Annotated in this window: 24 protein-coding genes; all 24 read right to left on the bottom strand. The window is 59.1% G+C overall.

Annotated features, from left to right (window positions below; all coding sequences use genetic code 11):
• Positions 1–92: 92 nt before the first annotated feature.
• Complete coding sequence (locus tag AC07VO_RS00635; RefSeq protein ID WP_495007458.1) at positions 93–623, bottom strand: lysis system spanin subunit; 531 nt, start codon at positions 621–623, stop codon at positions 93–95.
• On the bottom strand, positions 620–1,129 hold the full coding sequence (locus tag AC07VO_RS00630) for a glycoside hydrolase family 24 protein (protein ID WP_495007457.1): 510 nt from the start codon (positions 1,127–1,129) through the stop codon (positions 620–622). Before AC07VO_RS00630 ends, AC07VO_RS00635 begins: the two co-directional genes overlap by 4 nt.
• Positions 1,130–1,188: 59 nt before the next feature.
• Positions 1,189–1,605, bottom strand: coding sequence for a hypothetical protein (locus tag AC07VO_RS00625; protein WP_495007456.1), 417 nt, complete (start codon positions 1,603–1,605; stop codon positions 1,189–1,191).
• 107 nt (positions 1,606–1,712) lie between these two features.
• Positions 1,713–2,021 (bottom strand): hypothetical protein, encoded by a 309-nt coding sequence (locus AC07VO_RS00620; RefSeq protein WP_495007455.1) that lies wholly within the window; start codon positions 2,019–2,021, stop codon positions 1,713–1,715.
• An 8-nt stretch (positions 2,022–2,029) separates the two neighbouring features.
• The gene (locus AC07VO_RS00615; RefSeq protein ID WP_495007454.1) at positions 2,030–4,210 is read right to left on the bottom strand and encodes a putative phage tail protein; all 2,181 of its coding nucleotides are present in this window, start codon (positions 4,208–4,210) and stop codon (positions 2,030–2,032) included.
• Between the two features lie 59 nt (positions 4,211–4,269).
• The gene (locus AC07VO_RS00610; RefSeq protein ID WP_495007453.1) at positions 4,270–4,473 is read right to left on the bottom strand and encodes a hypothetical protein; all 204 of its coding nucleotides are present in this window, start codon (positions 4,471–4,473) and stop codon (positions 4,270–4,272) included.
• Positions 4,474–4,475: 2 nt separating this feature from the next.
• Entirely contained in the window at positions 4,476–5,240 is a 765-nt protein-coding gene (locus AC07VO_RS00605; protein ID WP_495007452.1) for a gp53-like domain-containing protein, read from the bottom strand.
• Positions 5,241–5,243: 3 nt separating this feature from the next.
• On the bottom strand, positions 5,244–5,885 hold the full coding sequence (locus AC07VO_RS00600) for a putative phage tail protein (protein ID WP_495007451.1): 642 nt from the start codon (positions 5,883–5,885) through the stop codon (positions 5,244–5,246).
• Complete coding sequence (locus AC07VO_RS00595; protein ID WP_495007450.1) at positions 5,876–6,919, bottom strand: baseplate J/gp47 family protein; 1,044 nt, start codon at positions 6,917–6,919, stop codon at positions 5,876–5,878. The genes AC07VO_RS00600 and AC07VO_RS00595 overlap by 10 nt, the downstream gene beginning before the upstream one ends.
• Complete coding sequence (locus AC07VO_RS00590) at positions 6,909–7,295, bottom strand: phage GP46 family protein (protein ID WP_495007449.1); 387 nt, start codon at positions 7,293–7,295, stop codon at positions 6,909–6,911. The genes AC07VO_RS00595 and AC07VO_RS00590 overlap by 11 nt, the downstream gene beginning before the upstream one ends.
• On the bottom strand, positions 7,292–7,807 hold the full coding sequence (locus AC07VO_RS00585) for a phage baseplate assembly protein V (protein ID WP_495007448.1): 516 nt from the start codon (positions 7,805–7,807) through the stop codon (positions 7,292–7,294). Before AC07VO_RS00585 ends, AC07VO_RS00590 begins: the two co-directional genes overlap by 4 nt.
• On the bottom strand, positions 7,804–8,913 hold the full coding sequence (locus AC07VO_RS00580) for a phage baseplate assembly protein (protein ID WP_495007447.1): 1,110 nt from the start codon (positions 8,911–8,913) through the stop codon (positions 7,804–7,806). The genes AC07VO_RS00585 and AC07VO_RS00580 overlap by 4 nt, the downstream gene beginning before the upstream one ends.
• Positions 8,914–8,915: 2 nt before the next feature.
• The gene (locus AC07VO_RS00575) at positions 8,916–10,175 is read right to left on the bottom strand and encodes a DNA circularization protein (protein ID WP_495007446.1); all 1,260 of its coding nucleotides are present in this window, start codon (positions 10,173–10,175) and stop codon (positions 8,916–8,918) included.
• Positions 10,175–12,094, bottom strand: a complete 1,920-nt coding sequence (locus AC07VO_RS00570) for a phage tail tape measure protein (protein WP_495007445.1) — start codon at positions 12,092–12,094, stop codon at positions 10,175–10,177. Before AC07VO_RS00570 ends, AC07VO_RS00575 begins: the two co-directional genes overlap by 1 nt.
• A gap of 130 nt (positions 12,095–12,224) precedes the next feature.
• Entirely contained in the window at positions 12,225–12,527 is a 303-nt protein-coding gene (locus tag AC07VO_RS00565; protein ID WP_495007444.1) for a phage tail assembly protein, read from the bottom strand.
• Positions 12,524–12,871: a phage tail tube protein gene (locus tag AC07VO_RS00560; RefSeq protein WP_495007443.1), complete on the bottom strand. Its 348-nt coding sequence runs from the start codon at positions 12,869–12,871 to the stop codon at positions 12,524–12,526. Before AC07VO_RS00560 ends, AC07VO_RS00565 begins: the two co-directional genes overlap by 4 nt.
• A gap of 54 nt (positions 12,872–12,925) precedes the next feature.
• On the bottom strand, positions 12,926–14,410 hold the full coding sequence (locus AC07VO_RS00555; RefSeq protein WP_495007475.1) for a phage tail sheath subtilisin-like domain-containing protein: 1,485 nt from the start codon (positions 14,408–14,410) through the stop codon (positions 12,926–12,928).
• Positions 14,407–14,616 carry a DUF2635 domain-containing protein gene (locus tag AC07VO_RS00550; protein ID WP_495007442.1) on the bottom strand — a complete coding sequence of 70 codons (210 nt, stop codon included), beginning with the start codon at positions 14,614–14,616 and terminating at the stop codon, positions 14,407–14,409. The genes AC07VO_RS00555 and AC07VO_RS00550 overlap by 4 nt, the downstream gene beginning before the upstream one ends.
• On the bottom strand, positions 14,613–15,221 hold the full coding sequence (locus AC07VO_RS00545; RefSeq protein WP_495007441.1) for a phage tail terminator protein: 609 nt from the start codon (positions 15,219–15,221) through the stop codon (positions 14,613–14,615). Before AC07VO_RS00545 ends, AC07VO_RS00550 begins: the two co-directional genes overlap by 4 nt.
• A gap of 43 nt (positions 15,222–15,264) precedes the next feature.
• Positions 15,265–15,786 carry a hypothetical protein gene (locus tag AC07VO_RS00540; protein WP_495007440.1) on the bottom strand — a complete coding sequence of 174 codons (522 nt, stop codon included), beginning with the start codon at positions 15,784–15,786 and terminating at the stop codon, positions 15,265–15,267.
• Entirely contained in the window at positions 15,779–16,141 is a 363-nt protein-coding gene (locus AC07VO_RS00535) for a phage head closure protein (RefSeq protein WP_495007439.1), read from the bottom strand. The genes AC07VO_RS00540 and AC07VO_RS00535 overlap by 8 nt, the downstream gene beginning before the upstream one ends.
• 2 nt (positions 16,142–16,143) lie before the next feature.
• On the bottom strand, positions 16,144–16,695 hold the full coding sequence (locus AC07VO_RS00530) for a hypothetical protein (protein WP_495007438.1): 552 nt from the start codon (positions 16,693–16,695) through the stop codon (positions 16,144–16,146).
• Positions 16,696–16,698: 3 nt separating this feature from the next.
• A complete protein-coding gene (locus AC07VO_RS00525; RefSeq protein ID WP_495007437.1) occupies positions 16,699–16,986 on the bottom strand; it encodes a hypothetical protein in 288 nt (95 codons plus the stop codon).
• Between the two features lie 48 nt (positions 16,987–17,034).
• On the bottom strand, positions 17,035–18,354 hold the full coding sequence (locus AC07VO_RS00520; RefSeq protein ID WP_495007436.1) for a phage major capsid protein: 1,320 nt from the start codon (positions 18,352–18,354) through the stop codon (positions 17,035–17,037).
• Positions 18,355–18,366: the final 12 nt, after the last annotated feature.

Here is an 18,366-nt window from a genome sequence, read left to right as displayed (position 1 = left end):
AGCTGACAAATTATCCCACCCGCCTAGCAATGACAAATTCACTCATACAAAAGCGCTCTAATTGCGCAACAAACTAATTAACATAGAAACATCTACTTCTTAATTTCTGAAACTTTTTTAGCATAGGCTTGGCATGCAGCGAGAGCTATCAGTCCTCGATCTCCGTCGTCGGTGATGCCGACAATTCGTTGAGCATGCGCTGGGTCAAGTTCGGCTCGCGTGACTCCATGAACCACGCCGCCGGGGCCGGGGGAGGACTGCAACCCACAGAGACTATCCGTGGCGGCAGGGCCGAGTATGACTGACAACCGCAAATCAGCAGTGGCCAGACGATCACGCAAGCGAGCTTGTAGGTCTTGTGCATCGGTCAGTTCCTTGTGATGGGTTTGATCACTGGTCGCCAGCTGCTGCTCGAGTGCTAGCCGCTTGCTCCGTTCAGCTTGCAAAAATGCAGCGCCAGCATTGGCGATGCTCGCCAAGTCGGCTTGGTAGTTGGACTCCCGGTCTGCCAGCTTCTTGCCATAGCTATTGGCCTGCCACTTCCACGCAACCACAGCTCCACCGCCAACCAGCATGAACGCCAAGATCATCGCGCTGACCCACCGCCACTGGGCGGGCGTCATACCAGGGCCCCACCCGCCAGCCGGTACTGTTTGATCAGGTCCTCAAGTCGGTGCTCCCGCTGGCCATACCCTGCACCTGGCAGACTGGCCCAGATGTTCCGGCATTTCGCGATTGCTGCTTCGATGCGACCAGCGTGAACGTCCGGCAACGCCCGGCATTCACGGATGTGCTGCAACGCCAGCACGTCTTGGCTGATCGGGCTGAAGTCGGGCAGCGCCAGCAACAATCGATAATGAGGCCAGTCCTTGAGCATTTGCTGATACCGGCCCGAGGCATTCGAAGTCAGCCCCTTGCTGTTGATAACCTTGGATGCCCGCCCGCCGGCAAACGGGTGTTTGCTGAAATCCTTGAATATCTCAGGCTTCTTATCGATGCCAGTGACAATCACGTCGTAGCCATCAACTTCGGTGGCCGACGAGGTGCTAGTGCCCTCGGACCAGGCCAGCATATCGAGGAAGGCCAGTGCATTACGGCTGCCCGCTTGGGCAACAGGGATTCGTGCCATTACTTTTCTCCAGGCAAAAAAATGCCCGCGTGCGGCGGGCTGGATTACTTCTCACGGACTCAGAAACGCAGCAACGCTGCAGCCTCAGTCATACTCAGGGTCAGGCCGTATTTATCGATTAGGGCAGTCACAGCAAAATCTGAACTTGCGTAGTCACCCACCTCAATCTGCTTACGATAAGCCTGCACTTCGCACCACTGCCGATATGGCCGCACGAACTTGTAGAGCAGTGAATGAAGAAACGGTGCACCAGCAGCGACGGGCCAGAGGGCTGGTGAAACGAGCAGGATCAAGGAAATGGCGACCAGCAGACCCACCCCTGTAAGTGCGAACCACTGCCGCACATGAGTCTTCTCATGCTCGAGCAGGCCCTTATCGTCCTCGTACTTTGGCCGAATTCGAATCAGCGGACCGGAAGCCAACCCGCCAAACGGTTCTGACAATTTATCTGTGTACCTTATCCAGTAAAACCCCATAGCAAACACCTGTTAGATGAGTTGTGAAACGAGCTACGCCAACATTTTCGAAGGCACAAAAATGCCGGCATTGCGCCGGCATTTAAAAAGAACTCAATATTGCCCAGCTAAGGCTTCGGATATTTATCTTTAACTATTTTAACTTGTGCAGCCATTGCGGTAGCCGCTTCCCCCCCCTTCCACAAAGCGTCTAACTGATCTCGTATCGGCGGGTATTCGTCATAGCGCAACGCATCGTAATCCGTAGCCAATACTATCGAACCCTTGGCTGTACTTACCAACTCCACATCAGCTTCAACGGCGCCTTCTGGCAGAGGATTGGAAGCGATTAAGTTACCGCTCTCATCCGGTTCAAACACACAAACCCAATCACCTACACCAATCAACTTACCTTCCAACAAATACACTTTAGTCATCTTGGCACCTAAGCATTAAGCGATCTATGCACTTCATTCCACGCCACCCCATCAAAATAGAGCACCATAATAGACTTGCTATTGACCGGGGTAAATGAGGAGCCATTAAGGAAAAACGTACTGCGATTATTAGGAATAGTGACGTTTGTGTTGGAGTTTGTTATTAACAACGTCTGGTACAACCTGCCACCTAGAATATTGTCTAGAATTACCGGCGTGCTGTAGTTGAAATTAAGCTGTTCAACTGCCTCGCTACCCGATTGCCCACTCAGAGAGATGCTTGGCGTTGGACTATTAGTTGCGAACGAAAGCCGACCACCGGCTAAGCCACGAGCGAATATTTGTAGGGCGATCGCGTCAATCTGGATCAACGGGTTCTGGTTAAACGTAGGATGCTCAAGGTAGATGCGTTTTGCAGCAGCCTGTGTCCCAAATGCTCGAATGCCGCAACCCGATGCTGCCCCGTAAGCCCTGACAGTGCGCCAGGTAGGTCGACGAATAAGGAGGTTATCCACATTGCCTGCGTCAAATGCAATGCTATTACCGGCATTGTTGAAAACAAGCCCGTCCAGCTCCACCCCGTCGCCGTTCGCCACGTAGACCGCGTAGCTATTAACAGAACCGTCCTCAATGATTCCGCAACCAGTAATGTAGGTGTTGATGATCTTTATCGAACGAGCCAAATCGTTAGCTTGAGTGACACCATCTTCTAACGTCCGATCAATACGGATCGCATTGAGGCGGGCCTCCTCATGCTGAAGGCCAATACTGGTGAAATTAATCACGCCGCCTTCTAACCAAAGACCGTGGAAGTCTGAGTTAGAGGTCTGGCCACCGATGAACTCCAAAGGACCAAAAGTACCAGTGGGAACCGCGCCGCGACCAATACGGATGCCGTACCCCATACGATAACAGTCGACGTTAATATAGGTCTTCATGTTGGTCTGGCCACCAGAACCGTCTGAGCTGATACGTAGACCAACTCCCGTCCAAGTGCCTAAACCTGTGGCACCACCACGAATCAACCCATTAACGTGTGTGGTTTCCCATGACGTACATTCAAGGATGCCGTCGCCCGCAGGGTTTTGCACCTTGACGGTATAGTTCTGGAGCAGAATGCTGCCCTGCGATCCCTGAAGACGAAGCACGTGATTAGTGTGACTGCCACCAATCAAGTTGAAATTCAGCAGAGAGAAATAGCCACCCATACCGGTGGGATTTTCAATACTAAAGACGCCTTTAAGGTCTATTAACGGTTTAGCAGATCCATTGATATGAACAAAGGCGTCGCCCTGATCCTCTAAAGCACCTGTTGCGTGCCCGTTGGCGTGCCCCCAAATGCTTACCCTTCCTGCGCGACCGGGCCAGTTCGGATTTAACACTGCGTCGTAGTACAAATACAGCGTATCGGTCAGGTATCTTTTACCCGGCATGGGCCGCAAAATAGAGCCCTTTCTATTACACCAGCAGAGAGCGGCTTGAAGGGCGATCGTGTCCACTGTTCCTTGCTGAGTAGCCCAATCAAAATCACCAGCCGCATTGAAGTATTCCGGCAGAATGAAGTCGGCATAGGAACGTTTCCAACGACCCGCCTGACTCGCATCCAAAGAGTTTGGTTTGATTACCATGGCGTTATCATCGCCTTCGTTACTGTTGCCTTGCCAGTACCAGTTGCCCTCCGAACCGTCATACGATTTGGTATGTCCGGATACAAAAATGACAAATGATCGTCCTGCGCTTACAACGGGTGCAGGTAGCTGGCGGAGCTCAGCGAGGTTTGCAGGTGTGCCAATCAGCGTCATGCCACCAGGTCCCGCGAATGCCTGCTGTATCAATTGACCATCTGCATTCGGGGTAAACCAAATCGCCCCATTCCAGGAACGTTTAACCAACTCCACCGTATTGAAATATTCGTCCCCTATTTCAAGCGGGCTACCGTCTGAACGTGTACTGGGATCGGCGGGCAAACGCCGAAAGTTTGTATCAACAATAATCCGAACATCTTCAAATACCTTGTTTGTATCCGCCTGCCATTTCGCCAGGCTCGGCAAAGGGCCCGACTCGGTCGGCACCAATGTTTCAGCATCGCCATTCATGACTTGATGCTGAATGGCAGACGCCGCCAACGAGCGCTGTGCTGCTTCCGATAGCTGACCGGCGTAGGCTTCCAGCGCGGAAATATCAGTCATGTCGTTTCTCCAGACATAAAAAAACCCGCCGACGCGGGTACACGGGCTTTAACAACTCCTTATGGAGTGCCTGGCAACTCATACTCGACCGTCATCGGCAGGCCGTCTTCGCCAGCGGCTAGCTTCTTTCTCTGTTTCATGATGAGCACCATCAACTCTTCATGCCTCTCATCGGTAATGTCCACGGCATCGCTAGGAACATTACGGTCAGGTACAGACGTGTGAAAAAACGTATTCAGTGATGCGCTGTACGAATAGCCCATGTTCAATTCCCCTTCGCAAGCCAGTCGTATTGAGTGAAGGTATTACCTCCAGCGTTCGCGATAGTTGCCGAGAAGCGGTCATAGCTCAGAATTCGGACCACGTTACCTTCGTTAGGCTGGTTTTCGTGGTTTGTCAGTTGCACCATCCGGCAAGCCGACGGGAACGCGACCGGGAACCAAATGATTTGCTCACCCGCGCCCCCAAGCATATCGAAGGAGCCGAACTGCTCAAGCGACCCCGTAGCGGAATCCCGCGTCCAACTGGCCGCGCCAAAAGATGCTGTGTTCTTGTCTTGTTTTAAAGACAGCAGCCAGTCAATCCCATCCTTGGTATAAGCATCCAGAATGCCGTAACCCGCCAAAGAAGTTGCGTTATTGGCCTTGGCGTTAAGTAAGGCCGTCATTGCGGTTTTCGTGTAGGCATCATCAATGCCATAGCCGGCCAACGTGATCGCCCAGTTTGCTTTGCCGGAAATAATCAGATCGGCTTGCGCCTTGGTGTAGGCGTCCGTGATCCCGTAGCCAGCAAGCGTCGTTGCCTGAACTGCCAAGTTCGAAATCATCTTCTGAGCGGCCTTCAGTAACTGAAAGCTATCTGCCGCATCCAACGTCGGTAGTGACGCCAGAATGAAGTTGGCCAACTCGGCCTGGACCATGTTGAACCACTCAGCCTTGAGAGGCGTAGGCGGTTCACCGCTAACGACACTGCCATAACGAAACCCTCCCGTAGGCGTTACGAGGTCCGTCCATTCTGAAATTCTCTGCATAACTTATTCCTCAATACCAGCAACAGCGGCAGGCATGACGTAATGAATGGCGTTGAACAGTTGGTCCACCTTGCTGTAAATGCCATCAACGACTTCTTGTCCGAAGCCCAGCACCACATCGGTGTATTCCGGCGCGTCGCGCTGCAGCCGACAATCCAGCGTGGCCGCGGCCTCGCTGCCATATGTTTCAATCGGCACCGACGCGATCCAGCTCCACGGCCAACCGGCCCCATACAAGAAATCGCCGACGCTGGTCGGGCCCACCCGCGCGGGGCGGAACTCCTGAATCTCGACGGCGATATCCAGCTGCGTGCCGAGCTTTCGGTAATAGCTCAACTGCGGCGCACCGGTGGCGGTCAGCTTGTCGAGCACCGCTTGGCGGCGCTCTTCCAGCGTTTTCGAACCGGGCACCGTACACACATCCGGCAAGCCCAAATAGGTTTCCCAATACGGCAGCAAGACCGTGGCCGTGGCCGGGTTCAACTCCAGCAACAGCGCCTCGCCATTACCCTCGACCCGGGCCAGTTCAGGGGCCAGGCCCGCCACGATCTGCGCCCAATCAGGCTCCAGCTCCGGATCAAACGCCGGCCCCGGCGGCAGCATTTGCCGAAGTTTTTGAACATAGTCCGCCTCGGTCAAAGCCATGTGATTACCCCCGGCACCGCCACTTGATTAGCGGCCATCACCACGTCTGCCGCCGGCACGCTCAAGGCATGGTCGGTCTCTCCCGGGGTGTTGCTGATCGTCGCCCAGACATGAGTGAGTTTCAGCGTTTGACCCGGACCACCTTCATCCAGAATTAAGCCATGCAGCGCTTGCGTCACCGCCGCGCGCAAAGCTGTGCTGTCCGGGGTCAGGCGCAGACTGAAATTCAGCGGCTGCGGCTCGGGCGGCAGGGCGTAAATCTCCGAGGTCACCGGACGCTTTTTGTCCAAGTAGGCTTGCACCTCGGCGACCTGGGCGGCCGTGGGAATAATGTCCAGATCGCCATCGCGCACGAACGCCAGGCCAAACGTGCCCGGCCCCATCCAGCGCGGCAAGGCCCAGGCGCGGGTGACACCTGGCACCTCCAAGGCCCATTCGACAAAGTCGTCACCGTTGCCGACCTTGCTGGGGTTTTTGAAGGCCGCTTGAACCCGCGCACGCAGCGCTTCAATGCCTTCCTTTTCGGCCCCTCCGACGATGCCATCCGGACCAATGACGGCCGTCGAGTTGACACCCAGCACCGGCGTCACCGCTGTCAGGCTGCCGGCCTCGATGTTGCCCAAGGTACCGACATCTTCGGCCACCAACTTCAGGCTGGCCGCCCCATCCACCAGCGTGACCGCTTCGCCGACCTGATAGCGTCGGCCGTCCGGCAGTTGGTAGAGCTGGCCTGCGTCGACCAGGGCACCGCTGGAGCCTGTCACCGTCGCCGATCCCTTGGCCGCTACCGCTGGCGTCGGGCCGTCTTCCAAGCGCCAATCGGCCCAGCGCAGCAGCATGGCTTCGTCGCACGTCGCCGGGTTGGACTGTCGCGCAATCCAGTCCTGATACCCATACAGCTCGTAAGCGGTGCCGCTCAGCGCACGGGACGCCACCTTGGCATCCGCGCGGCGCAAGGCGTCCGGGGCATTGCGCTCAAAGTCGGCCTCGGTGCGCTGGATCAGCGCCGGCAGCGTTGGTCTCTCATACGGCATTGATCAGCCCCCAGGTGTTCTCAAAATCCAGTTCCAAGGTTTCGCCGCTCTGCTCGGTCAGCGTCACCCGCAAATTCAACCGATCGTTGCCACGGCGCTCAGGCGTCACCGTCACCGCCGTGACGATGCCGTCATCGAGCAGCCAGGTCAGGGCCTCTTCGGCGTAGGCCTGGGCATCCTGCAGCGTCTGCGCGACCAGCGTTCGGCGCGACAATAACCACAGCCGCGAGCCGATCTGGTCACCTGCCACCGACGGCACGCAGTCGCCCCACCAACCCTTACGGTCGCTGTCGTCAACTACGTCATCCGGGCCGGCGCGGCGCCAGGTGAACAGGCTGATAGTCACGGCGCGGCGTAGCAGTTCTTCACGGCTCATCCCGCACCCCCGACCGGCGGCCCGCTTTGCTCGGTGCCCTGTTTCACGCCGTCATGCGTGTGACTGATTTGGCTCACCCCGCCAGCGACCTGATCGCCATCGGACTCGATGCGCCCGTTTGTTTTGATCAGCGGCGTATCGAAGTTCACCGAGGCCGACGCCTTGACGTTCAGGGTCACGGTTTCAATGTCGATAATCCGGTCGCGCTTGAAATGCAGGCGGTCGCCCTCATCGGTGTACAGGGCCACCTCGCCGGGCTTGAGGCCTTGCAGACGAAAACGCCGGTCCGCCACGACGATCACCACCCCATGGCTACGGTCGCCGCCAATGAAACCGGCCAGCGCCTCGGCGCCTGCCAAGGGGCATGCCGTGAAGCCGTATGGTTCCAGGTGCTCAACGTTGTCTTTGACCTCACCGGCCAACAACCGAAGCTGTAGGCTTTGCAGCTTGCTGGCCGAGTTGCCCAAGGCCACCACGCCGCGCGCCAGAAAGTTCGCGATGGTGTTTTTCATGGTTTGTAGTCCGCTGGAATGAGGTATTCGAAGGTGTCGGTCTTCTTGCCTTTCTTGAGCTTGCGCTTTTCATAGGCGTCGTTCGGCTCCGGCAGGAAGGCTTCCGGCGGCGCCACGCTGACGCGAGCTGTGGTGCCCTGCTCGCCCAGCTCGTAACTGATTTCACTGATCAGCATGTCGCGGTCCAGGCCAATCAAAGGGTCGACCACCCGCACCAGCATGTTGTGTCGCCACAGTGCGCCGTTGCTTTGCCGCCACCCCTGAATCACGTAGTTGACGGTCAAGGCCTTGCCGACCGCGTTGGCCCGCTCCCACTCGACCCGCGCCCTGGCAATCGCCGGACTCATTTGCCCAGACTGCTGAATGATCTTCACCCGACGCCGGTCGAGGCGCGCATCCGTGATCCGCGCCTCGACTTCGCTGGCCTCGGCGCCAAAACTGTCGTCGGTACCGCTGCGCTGGCCCTTGCTGATGTACTCAGAGAACACACTGGAAAAGTCCAGCACGGTGTCGCCTGACAGCAGGTTTTTACCCAACTCCAAGGTGTCGACCGCACGCCCGGCGCTGCCCGGACTGGCGATCACCAGGCGCCCTCGACCGTCGTCGGTGCTGAACAAGCGCGACAGGGTCAACAGCCGGTCGATGCTTTCAAACGCCGTCTCGCCCGGCTCTATCGTGTGGTCTTCAACACCCAAGGTAACCGCAGCATCGTTGACCACCGCAATGCCGTATTCGCCGGCAATTGCCGTGATGATCTGTTGCACGCTTTGGCCGCGCCATTGTCCGGGCTGATTGACCGCAGCGCAGTCCACCAAGTCCGCCGTGCGCGAGCGGCCGGTGATGCTCAGCGTCACCGACTCGCGGTCGTAGCGAATCGGCGTGCTGAACACATAGCCGGTTAACAGAAGATCCTGGCCAATGCGTACCTCCACCGCTTCGCCTTGGCTAATCCTGACCGGCACTTCGCTGCTGCCCGGCCAGCGCCAGGTAATGCCTAGGTTAAAATCCCGTGCCTGGCGTTCCAGGCCGGCACCGATACTGATGCTTTTCCACCCGGCGTAGTCGTGCCCACCCGCGCTCAGGGTGACGGTGTTCAGCTCGTCCATGGTTAGGTTTTCGCTACTTGGAGTTCAGTGGCGGGCACAAAGCCCGGGTGAGACACACGGTTGCGCGAGACAATTTCGCCGCTGCGCAAGGCGTCGCCATACAGCGCATGGGCCAGCACCAGCGCCGACACCGTCTCTGGAGGGGTATACGTGCGCAGCCCTACGCCACTACGCGCCACTTCGGTCAAATGCCGATCAAGAGCCAGGCGGGCCTCGCTCAGCCGACCGAAGTGTTCCGGCGGACTTTCCCCGGCTACCGACCACAACGCGTCGCTGATCGCGTCACGCACGTCCAGCACGTCATCAGCGACCGGCACCGGCGTATCGACCTCGGTACCGGCTTCGACCGTCGCCCCTTGTTGCGCCAGTTGCACGTCCAGGGCGGCCGGATCGCTGATACCCTGGCGGATGGCGACCGGCACCTCGGCCATGTCCAGCAGCAAATCCAGCAGCGCCGCGTCCTGCACCAGGCTAATAACCGCCGCCTGAATGGTCGCGAGCTCCGGGTCAGCAGTCACCGGCGCCGAGGCCTTTAACGACGACACCGTCGCCGCCTTGCCACTGCTGCTGTTAAACGCACCGCTGGAGCCGTAGCCGCTGAAGGAGCGCTCCAGGCCGGCAACCCCGGACAGCAGGCTGTCGGCAAACGCGCCCGGACCATTGAGCAGTGAGGACACCAGGCCGGTGAGGTCGCCCCCCAAGGCGGAAGCCGGCTGGAGGGATTTCAAGGCAAAACCGAAAGCCCCTGACACCGCCGAGCGCACCGCACTGGCACGTTGCCGCGCCAGATCGATTGGGGCCAGCGCAGAATTAAAGCGGTCCTTCATCGAGTCCATCAGGCTCGGCGCCTGGGCCGCCAGTTGCCGGCGGGTATTTGGCGACTGCACCGGGAACTCCAGCATGCCGTCGATAAACACCAGGTTGAAGCGCGCCATGCCCAGCTCGTTGCGCGCATGGGACAACTCACACTCCCCGGCGGTGACGGTGAGACGTCCGAACCACGGATGCACCAACTCACCCGAGCCAGGCTTGTCCAGCGCGGCCAGCAGACGGTCACGTTGCGCCAGGAAGTCATCCCCGGCCACAAAGCCGGTGAACTTGTATTGTCGGGTGCGCCGCCCTAGGTCTTCGACAAAGGGTTGATCGCGCTGGGGGAACTCATGCACCTGAGTGCGCCGGCCAACAGGTACGCTGTCGGCATCCACTAAAAACGGCACCCCCCGAAAGGAAGCGCCTTGTTTGCGGTCACGCCATTCACTCATTACGGATTACTCCCTGACAGCAAGCGGTAGCCCACTTTCGGCGTGATCGACAAACCCGGCTGATTGCTGGTCGCCGGATCGACTCGGAAGCCCGGCGGGGCGTTCTCGAAACGCATCACCAACGCCCCATCCAGTTGTGTGCGGTTATTCGCCGAGGCTTGCTGTACCAGTGAGCCCGGGGCCGGTAGTCCCGGCGGGCGCAACAGCTGGCCCGGGGCGAGGCCGGCTTGCGTGAGGTTGCGTTCGGTCTGCTGATTCCGCGCCAGGCTCACCGCATTGGCTTGCAGGAACGCACCGGTGCCGCCGCCGGGGCCAGCATTACGTTCGCGTTGCTCCTCCGCGTAGCTAGCCACTTTCGCGGTGAGTCCGGCGCCACCCTCTTCCAGCCCGAACATACTCAGGATCGGCTGCAAGTACGGTTTAACCCCCTCCCACAGCTCTTTAAAAAAGGCGGTGATTGGCGACCAGTGCTTGATCAGCAGCCCGAGCGGTGACCAATCAAACACGCCCTTCATAAACTCCATAAAGGGTGTCGACAGCGCCTTGATCAACTCCCACAGCGCAGTGAAGAACGGTCCGATCGTTTCCCAATTGGCCACGATCAAACCCGCCGCCGCGGCGATAGCGACGGCAATGATGCCCACCGGCGTCGCCGCAAAGGCCACACCCAACACCCGAGTGGCTACGGTCGCCGCAAACACCGCAACCCGCAATGCTGTGAATGCGCCGCCGGCGATGGCCAGGCCACGAACCAACTGCGGATTGGCCTGGATCAATTCCGCCGCATACGCAATCATCGGCCGCAGGCTATCCACCACCGCATTGATACCCGGCAGCAGGGCATTGCCCACCGCCCGCGCCACACTCGCGGCGGCGTTGCGCAACAGCTGCAAGTTGTTGGCCGTGGTTTCCGCGCGGGAGGCGTACTCCTTATCCATCGAGCCGGCGTATTTCGAGGCGTCGCCGACTTTCTGCAAGTTGCTCTCGAGCAACTCCAGGTTGGTCAGCAGCGGCGTAATCGCCGCAATCGATTCGCTGCCGAATAAATTGGTCAGCAACGCGGGACGCTTGGCTTTATCGACCTGCGAAATGCGCTTGAGCAGATCCAGCATTGTCCCCTGCGCATCTTTCTGCATTGCCACAGCCACGCTTTTCGAGTCCAGCCGTAACGCCTTGTAAGCCTCCGCTTGGCTCTTGGTCGCCGCCGAGCCCTTCGTCATTGCCAGCATGAAGTTCTTGATGCCGGTAGCGGCCACATCTTGCTTCACGCCTACGCCGGCCATGGTCGCCCCCAGCGCGGCGATCTGCCCCGACGAAAGACCGGCCACCTCACCCAACGACCCTACTTCCGTGACAATCGCGGAAATCTGCTTGGTGTTGGCCGGGCCGGTATTGCCCAGGTAGTTGATCCTGTCCGCCAACCCGACCACATCGGTCTGGGTCATTTTGAACGCGGTGCGCCACGTCGCCATCATGCTGCCGCTTTCGTCGGCGCTCTGGTCGAAGGCAATGCCCATTTTCACTGCCGCTTCGGCGAACCCAAGAAGCTCATCACGGGCAATGCCCGACTGCCCACCGGCGGCAATGATCTTGGCAATGTCATTGGCAGCCATCGGTAGCCGCTCAGACATTTTCCCGATGTCTTCGCCCATCTGCTTGAACTGCACCGGGGTGTCAAAGTTGACCACCTTGCGCACATCAGCCATTTGCGACTCAAATTCAATCGCGGCCGCGGCCCCGGCAATGAACGGGGCCGCCAAAGCTCCGCCCGTGACGATGTCACTAAAGCCGATCTTGCCCAGCCCCGTGCGTTCCAGCCCCTTACGGAAGCTGGCGACATTTTTCCGGATACCGGCCAAGGTCGGCGACAGCTTATCGACGCCGGTAATCAGCGCCTTAAGTTGAAACTTATCGGCCATACCTACCCCTGCTGAACTTGATTAATGCGCTGGGCGTTCTCCAGCGATTCGGTGAACGTATCCAACGGCAGCACCATCATTTGTTCGGGTCCGACTTTCCAAAAAAAAGCCAGGTCATAGGCCACGGCAATCAGGCCACCAAGGTCGCTGATGCCGCAGTCATGAAAAAACCGGCCACGGCCCAGGCCAGGTTGTTCAGGTCCGCCAAGTCCAGCTGATTCACCGACGGCGCCGGAATCCCCGCGCAGACCGCGATGTATTTGGCCGCCACGTCCATGTCCAGTGACACTTCTTCGTTTTTGTCGATCTTGTACGGCAGCGCCTTGATCGCGCGCACCTCGGCTACCGTCGGCCGGCGCAGGGTCAGTTCCAGCACTTGTTCGTCATGCGCCTGAATCGGCGCGGACAGGTTGTGCGTAATTACCTGGCTCATTGGAAGCCCCCCTTGCTGCCATCCCACTGGATATCGATGGTGCCGTCATCGCCCTTGGAGGTCGGCTCGTCCACCACAAACCCACCCGCCAGCACGTACACACGGCCGTTCTTGAACTCGACGGTGACCGTCTGATCGGTGGCCTCCATGATTTGCTTGAGCGGCAGGTCCGGTGCGTCCACCACGGTGGCCTTCACGTACGGCACTAGGTCCTCTTCCTTGAAAAAACCGGGTGCCACCGACTCGCGCTTTTTGTCACTGAGCGGCACCTCCACGCCGCCGGTGACAGTGAACTGAACGCCGTCAGCCTTGATGTAGACGGTGCCCGCAACTTTCTGGCCCATGGCCTCTCTCCTACAAAAAAGCCCGCACGCGGCGGGCTATAGACGGGGGTTGATTCAGACTGCGTACTGCAGGCGGAACTGGTACTGCAGCGCGAAGATCCGTAACTGATTGACCAAGTCCGGCGGATACAACACGTTTAGCCGATTCGGGTTGGTGCTCGAACGCTCAACGATCAGATTGGCCGCGAAGGCGTCGGCGTTTTCCACGATGCCCAACTGCTCCAGCGCGTAGTAGCCGGCGATCATCTCGGCGCGGATCACATTCGGCGTGACAATGGCCTGGCCGGCGCCGAACCGCGTGCCGTCATTGGCCAACTTGTGCCGGCCGTACTTGCTGGTGACCCGTGCTTTCAGGTAGCCGATCACATAGGCCGACTGGTGCAGCGTTTCGCTGTCCAGGTAGGAATCATCCGGCTGGTTAAAAGCGTTGAGCTGGTAACTGGTAATCGCCCGCTCGATACGCTGCGCGTTGCCGCCGAAGTAGGCCGTGGCAATACCGCGGTTCAACAACGACTGACGCTCAGTCAAGGTGAAGCGCTCGCCCGCCGGGGCCGGGGTGAGACCGTTCAACTCGCCGGTTTGGGTCGGCCGCGCCGGGTCCGCCGAGATGAAAACCGCGCTGCGCGCCGCATAGGCCGCCGCCACGTTCCACACCGGATCAGGGCAGCTGGTTTCAAAGCCGTGAATGGTGGCGTGCTGATCGTTACGCGTCGCGCTCAACGCCACCAGGGAACCGAGGGTGCCGCGCAGGGCGGTGTAGACATGCCCATAAAGTTGCTTGGCCCAGCTCCAGCGACCGCTGGTGTCGTCCATAAAGGCTTTCCAGGCATCCAGCGAGGTGGCGTCGGCCCACGGTGCACAGATGAACTCGAACGGCTCGTCGCCCAAGCTGGCCAAGGCCACCGCGACGTCGGGCGACCCCACGCCGCCACTCATTGGCGCCACCACCACGGTCAGGCCGGCCGGGGTGGCTTCGCCGTTGTTACGGCCCAAACGATTGAGCTGCAGCAGCAGGTCGTTGCCACTCGCGCCGGACCATTTGCAGGTCAGCGTCACAACACCGACCAGCGCCGTGGCCACGACCGACAGCCCGGCCGCATTTACCGCCGCCGCCAAGGCCACGGCGACCACCGTCGGAGTGGCGCCCTTGGTCACGGTCGCGCGCACACGGCTGCCACCGACGTACAGGTTCAGCTCGCCACCCGCGGTGGCGGCACCTGTGATGGTGACGGTGCCGGCCGCCTTGACGCCTTCACCTTTAAGCGGCAGGCACCAGACCTCTCCGGCCGGATCGATACGGCGCCAGGTTTCGTACATCTGCGCGAGCATCGAGCCGACGCCGCCAATGCCCTTGACCAGGCCCAGGCTCGACACCAGGGTCAGCTGGCCAATTTCCGCCCCGGTGGCGTCATCGTTGACCTGCGCCACGATCAGCCGCGGCATGCTCGAGCCGCTGCTGTTGGCCTGTGAATTGTCGACCTCGGCGTAGAACAGCGGCACGCGCAGATCGCTGGGGATGGTGTTAAAGCTGATCATTATTCAGCGCTCCCTGGGGTGGCCGTAGCCGAGGGGTTAGTGGGGGGCTTGGTCTTCTTTGGCGCGTCGAGGGTGACGTCCAGATCACGCAGGCGGCGCAGCCAATACGCGTCACGCGGGACTTCACGCCCCTCCGCGGGCAAGTCGCCGCCGGCTTCAGGGTCGGGCACCACCCGGCCCGCGGCCGGGTACACAGTCATGCGGCTCATGGGGAGTCCTCAGTGGGTTTCGGTAGTTCAACGGAGAAAGTTGCCTCGACCCGGCCATCTGGGCCCGGCCGCTGGAGGTTGGGGTCAGCGGGATCAATGAAGTCGACGTTGAAATCGACCCCCTCAAGCGCGGGCAGGCCATCGAGTTCGAACTCCTCCCAAGTTTCGGGAGGGTCGGACGCCCGGTTTCGGCCCAGTTGAAACGCGGTTTCAAAGCTGAAGCGGTACACGACTCGGGCCCGATTGATAAAGACCAAGCTGCCACCGCCGTATTCGATCGGGTCGTACTCGGTGCCGGGCTTCCAGCCCACCAGGGCTTTCCATAAGTCAGCGCGCAGATCGTGCAGCAGATCGGCCGCCTCTTGGCCGCGCTCATCGGTGCTGTCGAGCACTAGGATCACGTCGAACAAATCGGTGATGTCTTGGCGGACTCCGTTCTGTAGGTCGTTTCCGCCGGCGTCATCACCGGCGGCGATCACGTACGCCGAGGGATGGCTTAACTTGGCACTGGTAGCCACGGCGTCCCAATCAATGCCAGCCGACACACGACCGGAAAAGGCAGGACAGTACGCACGCAGGTGCGCGACGATCAGACTGATTTTCATCGTTTGTTCCAAGGATAGAAGCGCCAGCAGCTGCAGGCGGAGATCAGCTCAACGCCGCGGCGAACGCCGCAGAGAGAATGGCTTGAACGTCTGCATTGGAGTCCTGCAATGCATCGGCCATGTAGTTGTCACGGGGCTTGATACGCCACTCACCGGCAGCCCGTTCAGCAACGAGTCGAGCGCGGGCACCAGCAGCGCGACGATTCTTTCGCCCCTTGCCCTTACCTGGTGCCAGCTTCCCAGGGCGACGGCCTTTCTTCACACCGTAGTGCAAGTAGGCTGGATAGAACTCCGACATGGCACTGGTCTTGCGCGGGGCTACCTTGACCAGGAAGCCCGATCGCGACACCTTGAAAGTGATCGACTCCAAAGTCGCCCCAGTGCGATTGACCGGGTAGCCTTCCTCACCACGTGCAAGAGCCAGGTTCATCTGGGCCTTTTGCATCACCAGCCGCCCGGCTTTGCGCATGCCTGCACGAATTTTCTTCTTGTCGAAGATATCTCGCGGCAGGTTGTCGTAGCCCTCGAAATGCAAGTAACCGTCAACGGAAGCTGAGTTAGCCATAGATCCCTCCCCCGGCTTGCTCCGGCCCTAACTCTTCAACCTCAAGCAGGGTAAACCGACGATTGCCGTTCATGTCCGCGACCCTGCGCACGCGATAAATCGTGGCACCGTGTACAACTTCGTGCGATTCGCTCATGCCCTTCAGATAGTAGAAGGTCACCCGATGGGTGATCTTCACATCGGTCTGGACACCGTTCGCGTAAACAGCGGTACCGACCGGCTCAATTTTTGCCCATCGTTTTTTCTGCTCGGTGAACAATGATTCAAGCCCCTGATCCAGCGCAGGGATGTCGGTTCTCAACCTTAGGGTGATACGCCGGTCCAACTCCCCCGCACTCGGCTCGCGCATGGCCATAGTTAAAACCTCGGCGGTACGGTGATATCTGCCACTAGGTGATCTAGAAATGCCGACGGCAGTTCGGCGAGCGTCTGACCCACCAAGAACATTTCCGGATGGCGATAGATCGTCGCTGCCGCCATCAACAACCAGTTGCGGACACCAGGGTTAAGGTCAAGATCGAGCTTTGCTTTGTAGCGAATCCGAAGCCGACCACCGGGGCGAGATGCTGGGAAGAACAGAAAGCTTTCCCGCTGATCCTGCCGCAACTCGAATGGTCCGGCCTGCTCGGTCCATGTTCCGTCTGGCTGCTGCGACAACACCGAAACGACCTCATTGGCCTGCCCAACATCCAAGGCATGCCCGCTCTGCCGATCGGCTGGCCATTCTTCTTCGTAAACGGCACCACGAATCGAAGCACCTGTTTTCGACTCGCACTGGGTGGTAACACCGGGAATGATGATCTGCTCGATCAGCGCCGGCTCCATGTCTTCCGGCTCAACCCGACACTGGAAAGCCACCTGTTCCAGTGTCAGGACCGGGTCGCCGAAGTACTCGATTCGACGGGCCATGGCTTACGGCTTCGCGTCGTCATCGGTACCCGTATTACCTTCGCCGCCATCAGCACCATCTGACGTTGCGCCTGACGTCTCAGCGGGCGAACTGGCCGCGCCCGGTTCACCAGCATTCTTTGCACTACTGGTTTTCGCCGTTGCGGTCTTACCGGCTTTTGGCTTTTCGTAGACTTCAGCGAAGCCCTTGGATTTCAGACCTTCAACAACCTCTTCGTCAAATCCAGCCAACTCGTCTGCCGAGTAACCACGCCAGGCTTTCAGAAAACGCACCACAACTTTATTGCTCATCGCTTCGACCTCAGATATGCAAAGCCCCGCCGAAGCGGGGCAAAAGGATTACATGCCAGCGCCCCACTTCACGGCGACGGCGACCACGATGCATTCCACGTGACGTGGACCGAAGTCGTGCTTGGCGATTACCTTGACCAGGGTCTGGTCACGCTGGAAGGCACTGACCATGTTGCCTTCGGAGTCCTTGTACGATGCCTCGCTACTGAACGAGATCGTCAAGTCCATGTCTTCGCCGATCATCATGTCTGCGAAGTTGACGAAATAGAATTCAGTTTCATTGCCACCGACGCCGAGGTTCACCGGGATCTGGTTGCTCAGACCAACCGGGTAGCCCTTGAACAGACCCTGTTCAATTTCCGGATAAGCCTTGTTGCCGTTGCCATCACGCAACGATTGCAACCAGCGGAAGACACGCGGATGCATCAACCAACCGCAGTCTTTCATCATCACGTTGGCGGTTTCGATGCGAAGCATCATGCCGCCGCAGAACAGGTCGATTTGTTCCAGGGTGATGCCTGCAGTGTCGGGAGCCGGCAACACGTTGAACGCCTGCGCCCAATAACGCATGCCCTTGGGAAGCGTGCCGCTACCGTCGGCACGAATGAAGTGCAGGTCTTCCGAAAGCCCCATCGACACTGCCAGGTCGGCTACGACGATGTCATCGATTCGCGGGCTGATGCCAGCGTTGGCAATCAGGTCATTGGAGATTGGCACGATCGCAGCGGCTTTTTTCGCCGACAGTTTCGTATCCGCGAACGTCATACCAGTGAGCGGGATGTCGGTTTCGGTACCGATGTAGGTGACGATGGTGTTGCCGGTAATGCGAGGCTGAGTCAGGTTGCCGTTGTTCAACGGCAGACTGCGAGCACCCATCTTGCGCACCACCGACATCGGGCGCAGAGCCTCAATGATCTCGGTCGCAAAGTTTTGAGGAACCAACACACCGCCAGCACCCGGCGTCACCGTGCTCAATGCCATGGCAACATCAGTGGAAAATCCACCTTGTTCCGCCATTTGAGCAGCCTGATGCTGATTGCCTCCCGCAGCAGCCAGCAAACGGACCATCTGAGCCATCCGCACTCCTGGCGCATTAGCTGGACCCGATCCGGAAATGTAACCTGGTGGCGGGCCAGTTCGGCCTTGCGCCGACTCATTGACTGGTACCGCATTGGCGGCCGCCATTCGCTCAGCCTTTTCCGCCCGACTGATCTTGTCAGTCAGCGCATTGAACTCGGCTTCCAGGCTGGTGAATTGAGTCAACTGCTCAGCCGACAGAGCCTCGCCGCCGGCTTCGAGTTTAGCCAACGCCTGGAGCGTGTCGTTGATCTTGGCGCGTTCGCTACGCAATTGAAGTACAAGGGACATGGTGCCTCCTGG

Source organism: Pseudomonas sp. GW821-FHT03E01 (genome assembly GCF_059420765.1).
The sequence above is the reverse complement of the archived record's forward strand: the minus strand, read 5'-3'. Positions and strand labels throughout refer to the sequence as shown.